Origin of the sequence: Burkholderia sp. WSM2232 (assembly GCF_000472545.1) — a bacterium.
In the GTDB taxonomy this organism is placed as follows: Bacteria; Pseudomonadota; Gammaproteobacteria; order Burkholderiales; family Burkholderiaceae; genus Paraburkholderia.
The window spans coordinates 328482-345788 of the sequence record NZ_AWZV01000004.1 but is presented as its reverse complement, the minus strand read 5'-3'; the positions used below and the strand labels follow the sequence as shown (position 1 = coordinate 345788).

At 54.5% G+C, this 17307-nt stretch carries 8 protein-coding genes; 2 read left to right on the top strand and 6 right to left on the bottom strand.

Annotated elements, in window-relative coordinates; translation table 11 throughout:
• The first annotated feature begins 108 nt into the window (after nt 1-108).
• Together F757_RS0103775 and F757_RS35645 are read left to right on the top strand one after the other, a co-directional pair.
• Nucleotides 109-1980 (top strand): helix-hairpin-helix domain-containing protein, encoded by a 1872-nt coding sequence (locus F757_RS0103775; RefSeq protein WP_084530705.1) that lies wholly within the window; start codon nt 109-111, stop codon nt 1978-1980.
• A complete protein-coding gene (locus F757_RS35645; RefSeq protein WP_232221342.1) occupies nt 1977-3392 on the top strand; it encodes a hypothetical protein in 1416 nt (471 codons plus the stop codon). Before F757_RS0103775 ends, F757_RS35645 begins: the two co-directional genes overlap by 4 nt.
• On the opposite strand, the gene F757_RS0103765 is transcribed toward F757_RS35645, so the two are convergent.
• The 6 genes from F757_RS0103765 to F757_RS0103735 form a co-directional block, all read right to left on the bottom strand.
• A complete protein-coding gene (locus tag F757_RS0103765) occupies nt 3375-4523 on the bottom strand; it encodes a GNAT family N-acetyltransferase (RefSeq protein ID WP_027210232.1) in 1149 nt (382 codons plus the stop codon). The genes F757_RS35645 and F757_RS0103765 overlap by 18 nt on opposite strands.
• 814 nt (nt 4524-5337) lie before the next feature.
• Nucleotides 5338-6204 (bottom strand): hypothetical protein, encoded by an 867-nt coding sequence (locus F757_RS0103755; RefSeq protein ID WP_027210230.1) that lies wholly within the window; start codon nt 6202-6204, stop codon nt 5338-5340.
• Nucleotides 6197-7873 (bottom strand): AAA family ATPase, encoded by a 1677-nt coding sequence (locus F757_RS32930; protein ID WP_051376657.1) that lies wholly within the window; start codon nt 7871-7873, stop codon nt 6197-6199. Before F757_RS32930 ends, F757_RS0103755 begins: the two co-directional genes overlap by 8 nt.
• 134 nt (nt 7874-8007) lie before the next feature.
• Nucleotides 8008-8340 carry a hypothetical protein gene (locus tag F757_RS0103745; RefSeq protein WP_035466227.1) on the bottom strand — a complete coding sequence of 111 codons (333 nt, stop codon included), beginning with the start codon at nt 8338-8340 and terminating at the stop codon, nt 8008-8010.
• Between the two features lie 437 nt (nt 8341-8777).
• On the bottom strand, nt 8778-14297 hold the full coding sequence (locus F757_RS0103740; RefSeq protein WP_027210228.1) for a DEAD/DEAH box helicase: 5520 nt from the start codon (nt 14295-14297) through the stop codon (nt 8778-8780).
• A 1083-nt stretch (nt 14298-15380) separates the two neighbouring features.
• Nucleotides 15381-17306 (bottom strand): hypothetical protein, encoded by a 1926-nt coding sequence (locus tag F757_RS0103735; RefSeq protein ID WP_035466170.1) that lies wholly within the window; start codon nt 17304-17306, stop codon nt 15381-15383.
• Between the last annotated feature and the right edge of the window lies 1 nt (nt 17307).

Here is a 17307-nt window from a genome sequence, read left to right as displayed (position 1 = left end):
CGTAGGACCATCCGTGTTATTGCTGACTGGAGGGTCTTTCCGCACCCGCCATTGAAGAATGAACCATGGTCATTGATTGGCGAATGGAGACGAAACCTGCAGTACGGTATGCAGTTCCATCCGTCCGAAGCAAGACCGTGGCGACCGGAAGGTGCCGCGCTCATTCGATTTCTGAGCGGGTGTGAGCTCTTTCCAATGCTACAGCGTGCCGCCGCCAACCGGCTTTGGAACCTTTTTGGCGACGCGTTGCCCCCAGTGCTCGATGCGGGAAACTTACTCACCCTGAGACGAGCGCGGATAAGCCTTCGCCTGTGCAAGGAACTTGTCGAGGAATGGCGGAGCTATTGGGTCTTCGCGCACCTTCGGCATCGCCTGCGTCGACTCGAATTGAGTGACACCGATATCCGTCGCATAGTGAATCTTTGGGGGCGTGCGGCCGAGTCAACGATATCTCGGAATCCATACTGCCTAGTTCCTTTCGCTTCATGGACCGCTATCGACATGCTTGCGCGGGAAACATACCAGGTTACCGAGGATAGCGAGGCGCGCTTATCAGGCGCATGTGAAGCAATCCTACTGGAAGCCCAGCGGAGGGGTCGCCACTCACTTCCTGCCGACACTCTCAACAGGCTCTTAGCCGGCCGGCTTGGCGACGCGAAGGCAGCAAAAGCTGCCATTGAAATTGCGCTGCGAACGCCCTTCGTCGTCTGCGCCCGCGACTCCGCCGGTGATTCGTATCAAGGAGCAGGGGTCGACATCATCGAGCAGGCATTCGCAGAACGTATGTCGGAATTTGCGCGAGCGGAAGGTTCCGGTCGATGGGCTTTTGAAAGCCCTTCGCTGTTAATAGACTTGGTCCGGACGTCAGTGGCGAAGGCCGCGTGTGCGTTGACTCTGCTTGCGCCCAACGCACTGCACATCGTCCCTGATTCATATATCAAAAAAACGGACGGGGTATCCTTGGACAACCCCCAATTCATGACCCTCTCGTCCGCACTGCTTTCGCCCACCGTCGCCTCCCTCGTCTCTCGAGAAATTTTTGTTCACGGTTGCCACGGACTGGGCCTCGTTGTGCTGAACAAATTGATGCAGCGCATTCCCATCGGCAATGCGATACGCCTGATTGGCTTTTCTTTGCCCCTTCTCCTTTCAGATGGACCACCGATTTTTGGAACACTGCAAGCATCAGGACAGTTCCGGGAACTTCGGATGAACACCTCAAGGTCAACGCGGTCGTTGGCGAAAAAGGGGGACCATACGGAAAAGACGCACGCAACCAATCCAACAGTGACGATGTGCGCGTCACATAGATGGGAAACGACAGGTAGCCGCGAATCGCTAAGAGCCAAAACCGCTTACGAGTTTCGCAAAGCCTTGTCGAGAGGCACCGCAGCCATCTTCGTGGTGAGTAGTCGGGAGGCGCGCGATTGGAACGTACAATTTCACAACGAAGCGGTCGACTACCGACGTTTGAAGAGTCTGCCTGCGCCGGTCGCAAGGCTACGGGATGACCTCAGCGCGACCATCGACGAGCCCGTTGTCGTTACACGGACGGACCCGGAGCGTGGTCTCGTTAGTGGCATGACAGGCCTGATAACTTACATCGCCCATGATGATGCGACGGCTTATCACCCTAGGCACGACCGCTCCTTTGCTCGTGTCCATTTCGACGGGACTGGCGAGTTGGACTTATCGAGGAACGAGCTGCAGGGCTTAACCCTTGCCTACTCGTTACGGCCGGCGCACGCCGTCTTTGGCCTATGGGATACAGTTATTGTCCCTTCTTCCGACAATCAGGTCTTCGACGAGGAGCGGACATCCCTAGCACATGCAGCAGCCAACATAGAGATTGTATTTTTGTGCGGTGGAATGTTCCCCGACTCACACCACATCGGCGCCAAGGGCCGAACGGGAACAATCTCGCATACTTTGTTGGCGAAGTTACGTCGATGCACGAACCAACCGGGCGAACCGACATGACCCGAACAGCAAATGTCATGCTTCTGTGGACGGAAATCGATGGGATTCCGATTCCAACCCTAAGGGCGACGGAGGGCGAACTTATTGAACCGGTCAGCACCTATCTGGACAGGTTCGCCCAAACTTGCTCGATAGTGAGAGACGTAAAACGACGGCAGCGAAAGATACGGGCCGTGACTTATGCAGCGTTAGAACTTACGGAGTTCCTGCTTCTTAAGGGCAAGAGATTGAATCAACTCGACGACGACCTGCTTAGGGAGTTTAGGTCTGTCGCGTTCGAGGCCACGAAAAACGCTGCGGCATCTAGAGGACACGACTATCAGGCGGAGACCACTACGAATACGAAGTTGCGATACATCTACGAGTGTATCGATGAATGTCAATACTCCCGGCTCCTTCCTCCAAACACCATTGGTTGGGAAAATTGTCGCATCAAATCGTCCCTTCCAGACGTTCGCACACGCCAAAGTCGGCTGGATTTGCGCTCAATGCGAAAGTATCCTCTGCTGTTTGACAGGACCGGCGGAAAGACGGACGTTGACCTCGGCCAGTACTGGATGACCGACGAAGACGTTCGTCTCGTTGAAGAGCATTTTCGAACCGCGCAAAATAAGCATGCTCAGGAGCGGAATGTCCTTCTGCTTCGGACCGGAGAACTACAGGGATGGCGGGCAGCTAGCATAAATTCGCTGACCGTTGAGCAGTTTTCACCAAATGCTTTTCACGCACAGGCCAACAATGACCGCTTCCTGATTCGACCGGGTACGCAGAAAGGTCGGAAGCGCTTCGCCTTCGAAATGCGCTGGGAACTCGCTAACGAAATCGCTCGATACGTCCGCGAGGACAGGCAGGCTTTGCTTCAGGCACTGAACAAGGATGAATCGACGGCGCAGTCAAAGGTTTTCTTGAATGTGGTCGAAGGTACACCACTGGAGGATAAGACCATTTACCAGCTTTTTTCTACCGCATTGCGCTCGCTGGGGCGGCCCAAAGGGGCCGCGTCCCACTCAATGAGGCGCCGCAAAGGGCAGTCGCTGACCGAAGAGGAAATTGACTTCCGGAAACGGGAGCATCTCTCCTTAGCGCGCGAGGATATTCAGGATGCCGTAGCTGCCGAGCTTGGACACGCATCCCGCGAATCGCAGCGCGCCTATGTAATGACCCACAAGATACGGCGCCTGCAGACGGTCGAAGAGAAGCAACACGCGTTAATCGAACAGCTCAGGTCTGAGAACGGCGCGTTGAAATCAGAGAACAGAGACTTGAAGTCACGCATCGTGACGCTGCTCGAAAATCAGCTAACTAGCAATTCGCAGGAAGAAGGCCGCGTTATTTCTTGTCCAGCGGGAGGGAGAGCACCAAAGCACAAGAACGGAAAGCGCCGCGCACGCCTATCAGCGCCTACTGCCTGAAGCCTTACGCTTGAACGGCGTATGTGCCTCGAGCTCGTCAATGTGCTCGTCCATCGCCGCGGTCTCCTGGTCCAGGAACTCGCTGATGGCATGTGCAAACCTGCGGTCAGCAATCCAATGCGCCGACCACGTCGGCGTCGGCATCAGCCCACGCGACATCTTGTGGACGCCCTGCGCCCCACCCTCGAAGCTGTGGATTCCGCGCGCGATGCAGTACTCGATGCCCTGCATGTAGCAGGTTTCAAAGTGGAGACCTGATACAAACTCCTTGGTGCCCCAGTAGCGGCCATACATTGTATCGCCCTGGACAACATTCAGCGCCACCGCTAGCCTCTTCGCATCCGCCTCAGCGACGACGAGCATTAGCGCATCAGGCATCGTCCGGTGGACTTGGCCGAAAAACTTGCGGTTCAGGTACGGCGGGTTCCAATGCTCTCGGTACGTGTTCTCGTAGCACTCGTAGAAGAAGTCGAGGTCGTCCTGGCCAATCTCCTGCCCGCGGAGCCACCGGAACGTAACGCCGGCGTCGTGGACCCGTCTACGGTCCTGTTTAACCTTCTTCCGCTTGTCGTGCGACATCTTCGAGAGGAACTCGTCGAAGGTCTTGTACCCAAAATTTTCCCAATGGAACTGCACCCCCTCCCGAAGCATGAAGCCAGCGTCGGTCAGGGCTTCAAGGTCGTCTTCATGTGAGAACAAGACGTGGATTGACGACACGTCCAACTGCTTAGCGAATTCGATGGCGCCTCTCGCTAGGAGCACTCTGTCGGCATGCGTCGGCGCCAGCAGGCGTGGGCCTGTAACGGGCGTGAACGGAACTGCGGACAGGAGTTTCGGGTAATACTGGATGCCATGCCGGGCGAAGGCATCAGCCCAGACCTGGTCGAACACGTATTCGCCGCGGCTATGTGATTTCAGGTAGAGCGGCACGGCACCGGCAAGCTGCGCGCCGCGCCGCATCAGCAGATAGGTTGGCTGCCACCCCGTCGACTTGGACGCACAATTCGTGTTGTGCATCGCCGACAGGTATTCGTGGGCTACGAACGGATTGCCTGCAGCGAGCGCGTTCCACTCATCTGCAGGCACCTCTGAAAGCGAATCGACAACCAGAATCTCGACCTTGCTGCTCACCCTGCCCCCGGTGGTTTTCCAAGCGCGGCTCCGTGCCGCAAGCAGCATTGTCGCGCATACTGGAAAAGTCGTCAGGCAGTTGCATTCGGGCCGTCAGACCTTGAGCCGGCTGCTATCGGTCGTTCAACTGCTCGCGTAACGCGCTGAGATGAGCAGCCAAGGCATCTACACGACCAAACTCTTCATGGACGCGGCTAAAGGGCGACAACGGGCCTGCCCCGTCTCGCGCCCCTCCGGCTGCCCGAGCATTTTCGACGGCCGTGTGAAAGGCGCACAGCTCGGCTAGGTCGACCGCATTGCCTGCCTCGCTTTCAACACGCTTACTCGACCTTAGGTAACGCTCCGTGAGCCCCACATGGTGGTGGCCCAACTGACTTTTCAGAGCGAGCACTTCGCCGATTCGCCGCCCCGTCATCAGGGACATTTGAATCGCAAGCGCCGCTTGAAATCTTTTGACCCGATTCTCTGTCAAGCCAGATGTAAGCCAGGAATCGTCTGGGTTGCCGTATTCACTCATCATTGCCATCTCCGTTGCCGTGTCGTGAATGGGACCGCCGTTCGCCGCCCATCGCTCAAACCAGCATAGAAGATAGCGAGCCAAGCTGAAAGGTTGACCTTTCCACCAGCAATGTACTCGTTCAATGCAGTGCCAATTGCGCCCGACAGGCCAAGCATAGTTTTGTAACCCAAGGCTACAGAACCGTTAAGCAGTTCCTGACAAATCCCCAAAGATGTTCAGATAGCGCGTCGAATTACAGGCGCAGCTAAGACGACGCAGCAGTCATCTAGTCCTTCCCACGGACGCGGCGAGTTATCACAGAAGTGGGCCGTTCGGGTCACGGCCTGGCGCGCTGAGGCAATCGTAGAGCCATTGCAATACGTCCGCGTCCAGAAGACCAGTCACAAACACCGAGTTCCAGTTGTTTCGGCCGCCGTGTGCTCTATCTGTCAGGTCGCGCTCGTGCTCAAGCAATGTGCGAAGCGCATCGACACTTTCGGGGACAACGGAAAGCGCCCGGACAGCCAACTCCGGCAACTGGCACAGATGCGCCCAACGGTCCGAAACGTACTTGAGAATCGCAGAGTTTGAGACAATTTCCCTGACATGAAATACGATTGCGCTGTAGTGACGATGTGCCGGGTCCGTCAAGACGCGCAGAGTGATGTGAGGGACCTTCCCAAGTTCCTCAAAGCGGGCAGCAATCAATCGCTCAGCGAGGCATTCGTCAAAATACGGGTGGAGTATTCGCTCACCCGCTCCCTCTCCAGTAACCGTTTTCCCGCGCTTAATATTGCACTTGCATGCCGGTATTAGGTTCTGCGAGAATACCGAGAATACCGCGTAGTCTTCCTTCGGCAGAAGGTGGTCCAGAGTCCCGCGGTGCATTGACCCGCACATCGGACAAACGCGTTGTTCAGCCTCTAGGCGGAGTGCCGTGATGTGCGATAGAGCAGTTGGCGGGCTCGCGTAATGCGCTCTCAGATATCCCTCAACCTCTTCACTCAAAACGACTTGATTTACGCGAAGAGCATCCCCTTCTACTGCAAGATACTGGTCGTATCCCGCCGTAATGGTTTCGAGCGCGTCGCGCAGATGCGGAAAGCTCTTCGCACGGCGAGTGTTTGCGAGCCGCTCAATCGCGGCGAAGTCATTAACCACCGGCCGAGATAGCTTATTCATCGCGCCCTCGAGAATCGAAAGCAAGTCTCAGCGAACCAAGCATTTCCAGCGATAATTCGTCTTTGTACGCGGCATATAACTGATTCCAGGTTTGATAGCGCGAAAGCAATCGCTCCTCGACCTCTGCTGCGAGCTTGGACGGCTCATCTTCGCCGAACACAAAGTATGAAATGGAGCCGACATCGGCACCGAATGTCTGTAATCTCAACGGCTCAGACCGCACAATCCCGTCTTCATCGGAGCGCAGCACTGTCACCTGCTCCCGGAACACCTCCCGGACGAAGTACGCCGAGTGTGTCGCGATGACAGCAGCAGACCCAGTTTGTGCCAGAAGGTTGTTTAGAAGCGAGACAAAGTGGCTAATAAAGTTGGGATGAAGATGTGTCTCGGGTTCGTCCAACAGTAACAGCGAGCCGTTCTCTACAAACAGGCTCGCTTGCGAAGCAAATCGAAGGAACGATATTTCCCCGCTGCTCAACGGATAGGAATCTCCTTCAACTACCCGAACGGGGTCCTTCCTCTCATCTATCGAATTAAACTGCTCCAACAACTCATCCTCGCCAGCCGCTTGCTTGAGCGAAACAATGGGCAGAGGTGATTTCGTCTTGTCCTTCCTGATAAGGCAAATCTGTTCCCAGTCGGCAATAGCTTCAATTGCCGTCAGGAAAATCCGCCATCTTGATACGTCGCCAACGTACGCTTTCGAACGGGCGACCTGTACCACCAAATCGGCAACACCTGGCCCGCGACGCCCTCCACCACCGCGATTGAGCGCAAATCGTCTGTACCAGACCTTTGCCTTTTTACGTCGGTCCGACGGAAATACAGATGCCGACTCGTTTGTCGGAGCAAAAGCCAACAATCGATTGACGAGTACTCGCTGGCGCGAATCTGCCTCGCTCAATGAGTTGCTGTCAGCTGCGAGTAAGGCTCGGACAATCTGACTGAGCGCTTGGCTCTTCCCAACTCCGTTCTTTCCGATAACTACGGATACTCGCTTTGGCAGGTCCGCTTTATGGTCAAAACGAAACACCAACTGATGTGCGTTTCTTTTGCCAGCCAATTGGAACCGCACTCGAATGCTCTGAGACATCCTGCCGAACTCTTCCGACTCCGCTCCTCTCAGTATTGGCCCCGCATTTTTGAACGCGAAATACGATTCAGCCGTGCGGACGAACGACTTCTGAAAGACCTGTGTGTTAGCCGCCGCGGCCGGGATGTTCGATGTTGAACGCAGTTCTCGGAGCGCGACAAGGTCATTTAGAGCTAACAGCAACTTCGCCGCCACTTCTTGGCCCAAATCCCTGACGAGCGCCCGGTAGTCTTGCAATGTCGGCAGCATCGTAAAGAATGGATGACTCTCACGCGCGGTCACGGTCAGCTCACTGGTAGTACCGTTCATGAGCTCAACAATCCATCGGGAATCACTTGGAGTATCTGAGACAGAGTTCACAACCCCAAAATAGCCGTCCAGACCGACTTTCCCACGAGGCTCTTCCAGCCTCAAGTGAATAGAAACACGAGTTCTGAAGCCGAAATCATCAACCTTGTCATCACTAGGGACGATGAGAGCTGTGAACGGCGGGACTTCAACGTTCGCCGCGTTTCTCGAACCAAAAATTACAGTGAATTCCCGTTCGAGCTTGCCGTTATTATTTGCCGATACCATACCGTACGTCTGGGCGAGAAAGTTCCAATGCGGACGACCATAAGGGTACTGGCCCCCGCGCTTCTACTGAGACCTACCCTGTCCAGCGGGTGTCAAACAATTCCTTCCACCAATGCCCGTTGGACCGTGCGTCCTTAACGTTTCCGCTTCTTCGTGAACTTCGCCCCTTCCGTCGTAAACTCGGCGTCGTAATCTTTAAACAACGCAATCATCGTTGTCACGCCGATTGTTGCAATGAAAAGAATGGTTGCAATCTCCATTCCGGTCAGGCCTGCTGCCACGGGAGCCGCGCCCAGCACCGAAGCCCCTCCGGTGGGGATTGCGGTCACGGCGATGGCTGCGATAGCTGCTACGGCAATGGCGCTAAGCGTCTTTACCTTTTGAGCTTTTTTCAACTTGCCTGCAAGCTCGCCAGTGACAAGGATTTCCGCAGTCTTCGCACTTAACGCTTCCTTCAACTCTTCCATTGTGGTCACAGTTACGGATGACAAGTCGGGCCTCGGATTTGTTTGTTGACTTTTCTGCAGTGAGACAACGGAAAACACCAAGAGGACCATTATTCTCAAGCGCAGGCGTATCCCATGTCATCGGCTCGCCACAAGAAAACTTTAGGTTGCGGAACGAAATCTCGTCGATACTCCCTTTGAATGCTTCACTATCTAACAGTCACACCTCCGTAGCCCAACCCGACTCGTCGGAGGCGGCTGGTAACACGCTAACCAAACATGCGATTGACTTGCGGACGCGGAACAAAATGCCGACACGCCAGTTATCCTGCGTCCCGGCGTATTGCTTGCGGCGATAAGTGTCGACTCGTGAGCGCGCTTCATCGCATCACGACATCCCCGAGATTGCTCCACAAGCGCCAGTCCATCGAATTATGCAAATGCACCCTTTCCGCCTCTTATCCGACCATCAAACGGCGTATCGCCGAGTGCGTTCCCGGCAGGTCATTCGCCAAAGAACGGTCGGTAATGTAATAGGTTCCGACAGTTCCTTCTGGCATTGTAAAATCGCAGGTTTCGAGTAGAACCGGATAGGCTCCAACCGACAACGATTTTCCATTCACCTCCACCAAGAGCGGCGCAATATTGCCTGAAAACTCGACAGCATGTCCGCACGTGAACCCGTCAAGTTCCAAACTCGAAACTAGCTTGCGTAGAAGCGTTCTTTGCGAAGCGGCATTCATACTTTGCGGCACTACGCCGTAAAGTGCGTACCGCAATAGAGCCGCTCCCAACTTCCTATCCAATTTCGCCTTATTATGCTGGTTGTGAAAGTGGTCAAGGCAGTCTGTGCAAGAAGTGTCACAGTCACAGCCATCCAGCAGCTTAAGCGTGTCTTCAACTATGTCTTTAAAATACTTCGCAGCGAGCTCTGCATATCCCGCTCCGCCCGAGAGCGTATCGTATAAGTAAATGTCGACTGCGATTTCGCTCTCTATTTTCGGAGGCAAGAGGCGATAGCCCGACCCAAACTCCATTGGGTCTAAGTCGAGTTGCTTGTGACGACTTGCGGAAAGCCTTAGCGCTTCGGAAATGCTCAGCGATGCACTCTCCAAAGTGCGCACAACGGTGCGCGAACTTAAATCTCGAATCAGCGGGGCAGCAAGCTTTATACGAACAAGCAACAGGTCAGAATTGAAGTCGTACCCCAGATACGTACGTTCAAATTCTCCCATACAGTCCGAACCCGCCTCCCAGCTCCTCGTGTGATAAGGGCGTTTGTGTTTTCCCGACTTCGGCATTACAGCGTTGAACACCTCGGCGCAGCCGCACTTCGTACAAACAGAAAAGCCAAGTGCATCGCCATCCTTCGTTTGACCTTTGTTGAGTGTAAAGAGACGCCGGTCAATCGCATGTGCATGCTGGAGGTACGGGCCCTCATCCGTGAAAACAAATGACTCCCCTCCCGCTGGTTGCGGATACTGAGCCATCGTCGCATACGTGATATCCTGGTCCCGGTCTTCTTCCCTGAGAGCAACGGCGTTCTCGGGACCAAAGACCTCCGGTTGAATCATCATTTCCTTCGCAAGGCTTCCACCACATACGGGACAGTCGTCATATGCGACCCCTTTCTGGCTGGGGTCTTGGACAAACGAACATTCATTGCACATCACCAGTTGCATTGCCTCAGCGAAGAGCGACTCTGCCCGGTCCACCACTGCAGGGTCAGTGCTAGCAAAAACCCCTGCCGAACGATACGTTTTCTTGTTCACGACCACCAGCCGCCCCGGCGCATATTCGCTTAAGGCCTGTGCTGTGGAGAGTTGAGGCCGTTGCTCGAGACGTACCTCGGTACGTTTTTCCAGTTTGACTCGCTTTTCAATGAGGAAACTACACAAGCTTGTAGGAAACGCGTATGTCGGAAGTAGTTGCTTTGCGAAGAGAAACTCAAGTAGGTCCTCATGCTCCAGTGTTTCCTCATCACTAACCTCCCCGTCGCTCGACTCGTCCACCTCGCGGTCGACTTCAACCACCAACTGGTCTTCCGGTACTGACGACGCAATCGTGTTGAGAGTATTCAAAAATTGGTTGACTGTTGTGTGTACCCACTCATCCAACCGCTGCGCCCCGACTGATAGACATGACGGCAACCAGTCCGCTATGGCGCGAATCAAAGGAAACGGTTCTGTCAACGCCCGGGACGTTAGCCATTCCTCGAAGTCGCGAAGATTGGGGACCGTGTCAGGACCGTGAAAAAATCCACGCGTGGGCCCAAGCGCTTTCATCAGTACGGCTGAGCGGGAAGCCCCTCCCAATCGGCTATGTGCGTCATGAAAATAGGTTTGTAGCAAAAAAGCGTGCACGTGTCGCTTCGCAATCTTTTCGTTATCGATTTTCAGCTCCGGAGACCGGGGCGGTCCCGCAACTATCGCGTGCGGATGCGAAAAATAGAAGCTGTCATGAGGACCATTCTGAGAAAACGTCACCACAGATGACAGCGAGGAGCCCCGCCGTCCCGCCCGTCCAGCTCGCTGTTGGTAGTTCTCGCGCTGGGGCGGCACATTTCGTAGCGCCACAGCCACAAGCGAGCCTATATCGATGCCTACTTCCATGGTGGTCGTGCAACTCAAGACATCTATAGGCAAGTCGCCATCTTCTAACAATAGGTCCTGGAAGCGAAGCTCATGAAGTTCCGTCGTTGAGTTGACGGCCTTATGGTCGCGATTTGAGAGCTGGGCCGTGTGTTCCTCAACATACAGATTGTTCAATCTGGAGCCTTCCCGCAGAGCCCGCTCGACCGGTTCTCTCCAGAAACGCTTTCTTGCCCTGAGGTAGGGGCTGTTTTCAGGGTTCACAACCCGAATCTTGTCGCTTCCACAGCAAAGGCATGCGTTGCGAAATGCCAAAGGCATCAAACCCGTGCAGTCATCACATTGAGTCCAGTCGATGGAAAGGTCGATTGTGAGCTTGACGGAATTTGGGTTTAGAAAGTATCCCCGCTCGACTTCGACGGCCAAGGCAGTACACATTCCTTTTTCGATGCCCTCTACCTGCGCTATGGTAAATCCGAGACGCGACGTGAGTGCCGTCCTAAAGGGACGTTCGAATTGCCCATCACTTCCCCAACTCAACCGAGAAAATCCAGCCGCCTTCTCCCGCAGTGTGGGCGAGTAGTCGGCATCAAATGCAAATTCCGAAAGGAGTCCCTGTATCCAGGCTACCGCCAGCGCCTTGATATCCGCCTGTTCAAATGACATGCCCAGCTTTACTAGCGCAGCAGCAAGCACCTTCATCGGTCGAGATGCTGCTTCGACGAATCCAACGGTTGTTCCTGATAGCGAGTAATAGCTGCTACACAACAGTTTCAGCAATGCGATTCGATAGCGCCATGGTGTCTCTCCGAGCGGATAGCTGTCGCGCAACGCCTCCGCCAGGTTACCTTCATAGTCGTTTTCGAACGTCGCAAGATGGGCGGCAATCCGGGGGCCATCGACATCGAACATCGAAAGGTGTTTCTCCTTCAAGGTCGCGATAAACGCTAGATATAGCACCAAACCCGTGGGCTTCGCCTCGAAACTGCCTGGCAACAGGCGGGTAGCAACGGCCACTGCCTGACGGAACAAATCCAGCTCCATGTCTCTGGGCATGTCTCTGGCTAGTCGCGCGGCTTTCTGCCGACCATCCGAGAATACCAGGACCTTTCTACCTTCGTTCGGATGACTACGGTCCCATTTTCGGCTCGCTGGTTGATGAAGCATCTGCGAACGAACAAGAGTCGCGAAGGGCGCTTCACCTTTCGTGACATGGTCCATAATTTTTGATGGTTCATTCCTCGCGCTGCGGGTCTTTTTGACACAAACCGGACAAACGTCAAACCTAACTTCGCCGTCCACCCTTGCTGATTTGTCGGGTACTCGGATAAACAGAAAGTCACCTTCATTCTTCGTGGGACGTTTATCAAGCAATCGCCCGGTGGCGATATGAAGCCATCTTTCCCGCACTTGGCTCGTCGGGTGAATTGTCGGCTCGACCAGACATTCGATTGGAACAAGCTTCCTGCTTCCGTCATGCAACGATGCCGCGTCCGGCTCGTGCCACATGAAGTCCATCTTGTCATCGACCCACCCGACGAGAAACGCGGCTCCGCAATCACGATGGGTGAAGAAATCAAAAACACGAGCACCGCTTGCGCAAGAGCATGCGAGAAGGGGCTTCGTATGGAATCGCCCTAAAACGGCGTCGTCCTTTCCCCCCGAGAGCCGCTCGGTACATGATTTGTCGACGCAAGCATACAGGCCCGGGAGGCCCCGATAAAAGAGATGCAAACGCGTCGGAACGAGAACACGTCCGTCTTTCTTCTGCTTTGCATGGGAACAAATGGCCAACAGGGCGTCGACTGCGCGTCGCGCGACTGCCGGTTCAGCATCAGGAAAGAGCTCGGAAGTCAGTTGCTCGAGCCGCGTCGCGCGTCCGCTCACCAGTTCTATAAGCAGTTCGGCAGGACCGAATCCAGTCAGCTGTTCATAAAGATAATCGGCAATATCACCGTTGGCGGGCGGCATCGGCCAATTAAATTGTGCTGCCAGTTGCGCCATATCATCCGCAGTTCCAGCGGTCGTGACGGATGCCTTCGCTAACGAATCCACGTCTAACATTGCGAGCGCTTCCGCCTCGCTCAAGGTGCCAACACGCCCCGCAGCTCTCTTTTCTTTCCTCCCGCCAATCACCGAAAAACACCGACCGGTTGAAGGCTCCAAGCCAGTCAGGTCGTTAGCGAACTCCTGAACAGCAAGACGCTCCTGCTCTCCTTCGCCCAGACTTGCACTTGTCAATATAGCCCTGACTCGGTCCCGAGCAATCCCCAATCGCGCCACAAGACGCCGGATTAAAAGTGCGACCTCAGCACCGCCAGCCCCACGATACATATGGGCTTCGTCGAGGACAAGAATAAGTTCGTTACATGGGTCAGACGCTAGCCACCTCGCCGTCTGGTCAAACAATGGGCTTTCAATTGGCCGCATCAGCATGTAGCTGAGCATCGAATAGTTTGTCACCAAGACATCGGGACATGTCCTCTGCATCTCGTCCCGAATCATGAGTTCCCGGTCGACATCCTGCGTCTTGAGGCGCTCACCCCAATGTCTTATCTTACGGTCCTTCCCAATGTTTTTGCCGCTTTTCTGCTTTTTTGTTTCGACAAGGTGACCGCTATAAAAGGCCTGTAGGTCCTTGCTAGGCCAGCGACCTAGGTCCTCGAGTTGCTTCTTTATTTCGGGGCGTCCTTCAAGCTTGTTGTAATATTCTTCAAAGAGCGGTTCGATATGCGAAGTGTCCTTTCCCGCACTACGAGGGCCTGGATAAGGGGTTCGCCCCGTGTAGCTTCCGAACCGAACTGGACGGTTACGGCCATCGCTAACTAAGGCATTTACAGTCGAATTGCCGAGCAAACGCCGAATCCGCGCGACCTGGTCGTTAACTAGCGCGTTCATTGGATATAGAAGAAGTGCTCGGCATCCGTGCAAATCGCGGCCAGCGCGCTTTTCGGCGCCTTCCTGTGCCAAGGCGCCCAAAATCGGCATGAGAAAGCTCTCTGTCTTACCCGAGCCAGTCCCTGTTGCTATTACCAAATCTGATGGCTCGCCACCGAAGAATTTCTCTAAAGCTACCGCCTGGTGATGATACGGTATTGCATACAGCCCTGTGTTCCCCTGCAGTTCTGCAATATCCGTCAAGACCCGCGAAACTACCGGAGGAAGCTTCAAGTCTTTGTACGGATTTCCGAGAGCATAGACCGGGGTCGCCTCTACAAACGCATCTTGAGCGATGACTTCGTGTTGCTCCAGCAGAGCCTTGCGCTCCGCGATGAGACTGGGATTTTTTACGTGGTACTGCGCCTCGATGTATGTGGCAAGACTTGCCTTCAGACCATTAACCGTCGAATGTGCGCTATATTGATTCGGCTCGTTGGTGTTACTCATGGCCCCCCCCGGAGGAATGTCTCTTGACTAATCCAATTTCCAATAAACTCAGTACCTGCTCTACAATCGGGCGCAACTTTGCATGGAAGTAAAATCGCTTTGGGTAGCGACGTGTACTTTCTTCATCCTGCTCGAAGCGGCCTAGTGATAGAATTTTTCTTTCTGGCCACGGCAGGGGTCGAGTCAGGTGTAGCACAAATGAGTTTCCGATTTCTTGATATCCGAACTGTTCAGCTTTAACGTTTGGTGGTCGTAGAGACGATTGCAGACGCAGCGCGTCGTCATTGTCTATCTCGACTTCAGCGAAAATTGATGCCTCCCCGTCAATGGCGCACCTAACGTCCGAAAGTCTGAAGAGATACACCCAACGGTTCGGCATCAAAACCCGGCGCCTGCTCAGATAAACCCCGTCAGTAAAGAATTTGCTGCTCAGATTTCGCCACGTTCCGTTGAAGTGAATCTGTGCATCATCAATGCCCTCGACTCTCTGCATCGTACGGCTGCGCGCGTCCCTGAATTCAGTCGCCCATTTCCGAACATTCCCGTATGGTAGGTTCAACCAGTCTGTGAGACGCTGTCGGATTACCGATAGTTGCACAGCCCCGTTCGTCTCAGCAATGGACAGTAGACGCGCTCGGCCAACAGTAAAAAGGGGACGTTGAATAGCCAACGGAAGTAAGGAGACTGGGCTGCTGGACAACAGCAAACTCACACTGTCATCAATAGCAATGCACCGGGGCGGTGTTGGCAACCATTGACCGCCTTCGCCTTTGTAGACATCCCCTAGGTCAGCGAGATGCGCTAGCTCGGCTCGAACGAAGTCTTTAGGTTCCGAGCCATCCGTGCCGCTGCGGTCGGCGGGAGTAAGCCACAGTCCCGCGATACGCTGAGACACCAATCGCGTGATTGTCGCACTCGCAATTGACTGATGAGTCGATTGGTCGTCAATGGCGAGCGGCTCCGAAATAATCGCACGGATGTGTTCCGACGTTAGCGCTGACATCAACGCTTTCTCTTCTCCCGAGAATCGAAGCTCCCGTCGAATGTGCTCGAGCGCGTAACGGCGATTTAAAGACTCAACTTTCACTTCTCCACTTCCCAGCTTCTTTCGTCTAGCGCCGTGACAACTGACGGAGAATCGATGTGTTCAATTGAAAATGACCTGATGGCCTTCTCCACCAGAGGGCGACTACATCCTTGCGCTTTTGCCCACGGCAGTATCCAACCCAGCAGCGCCAACTCAAAATCACGGTCAAAATCTGGGTCTGATAAGCCGAACAGGATATTCGAAAAACGATTGAAAGCACGCCGCCAAAGTGCATTGCCCCCAATTCCGAGCGCGTCAACAAGCGATGTGACATCGCGAGTCGACTCGCTACCAACTGATGCTATGTTGTGAATCTCTCCGGGGGTAAAAAACACACGCCCTCTTTTTTGCCGTTCCGCTCCACTGGTCAACTTCCATTGAAGACCGTCCACATTCGCTATCGGACCTAGCTCCAGTAGCGGAGGACCACCGGGAATTACCGCTGGCCCCTCTGCCCAAGTGGCAACCATAATAGGCCCGTGCTCTTCCGTGGAATCAGCCGCAAACAGTCTACTAACGACGTTGTCTTTTATCGGGCCGCCGTATATCTCGAACGCCGACCGGTTTGCCCCTCGCACTAGGAGACATGTTCCCTTTGAGGCCACTGGGCGGAGCGTGGACATCGCTGAAAGCGCTGCCGACTCGTCATACAGCCCCATACTGACGTGCCATCCCAGAAGACCCTCTCCGCCAAGAGAGCTCGCAATCGTAGCCGCAACGATGTTTGCTACCGAGCCTCTATATTGAGGCATCAGGCCAGCGCCTATGGCTGCTGCCGACAACCGCGCCAATCCAGCCGCAAACGACGGTAGCAAGCCGATGGCACACAGATTGTCCTGAATCAACTTGAATGCCTCAGCGAGACCCCGTAGTTCTGTCACACCGCTGGTTGCAGCCTCAGGGACAAGCCAGCGCATATTCGGGTCAAGCGCTTGTTCGGTTCTTAACGTACCGGGGTGTTGCTGGACGACGCTCGCGATATCTTCGTGGGCTCTTGGCGCAGCCAACGACTTCTCGACCCGTTGTTCGACTTGGACAAACTTTAGGCCAATATCTTTCTGTCGACTTTCGACTTCGCCTACGGACTTGTCAAGTTTGGCGATTTGGGTCTTTTCGCGTGCCAGTGATTTTCGAATGTCTTCAAGCTGCGCCGCGAACTGCGCTTGCGCGCTTTCGAAACGGTCGATTGCGTCATCGAAAATTTCGTTACCGGCTGCCCCACCTTTGGAAGAGAGTTTTTCGACCGCCTCTGCCACCCGCGACGTGACCCTGGTCGCTTCCTCCGAATTCTTCGCGACTTGCCTGGTTTCGCTTCTTGCTGCCTCAATGTCAAGTTGCTGGCGCGAAATGGACCGTCTAATCTCAGCTAACTCGGATGTCACCTTCGATATATCGTCCGGCAAGCTGAAAATCTTTTTCTGACGGTCAAATTCCGCTCTAACAGGCGCGGAGGCAATAACCTCTAAAACCCCTTCGCTCATTCTCATACCACTGAACGTCACCAGCGTGTGGAGGTCCTCCCTGCAGCACGGCGGGAAGTCATTGACAAGAACGAAGGTCCTCAGAAATAAGACACAGGTTCCGGCATCTGCGTCAGCGAAGTCAAACGGCGGTTTCGGAAATCTCTCTCCGACTACTTTCTGTGCCCAAACTGCCCATGCGGCACCGAACACAAACCAATCCAATTCAACAGCTCGGGCTTTCGGTTCTGTCGAGTGCGAAATGGCAGTTATGAGCTTCTTCGCTTTCGCTTGGATATGGCTCGGAGTGTTCTTTTTCTTCTGGAACCCGTCAACATCCGGCAATCTTGCGTATATTTTCTGCCTTTGCGCGAGAGGCACCTCGTCCAAGAAAGCCGAAATCCGGCTAACACCTTGTTCGGCTATTCGCCGCTTCGCTTCTTCTGAGAAAGTAAACGACATG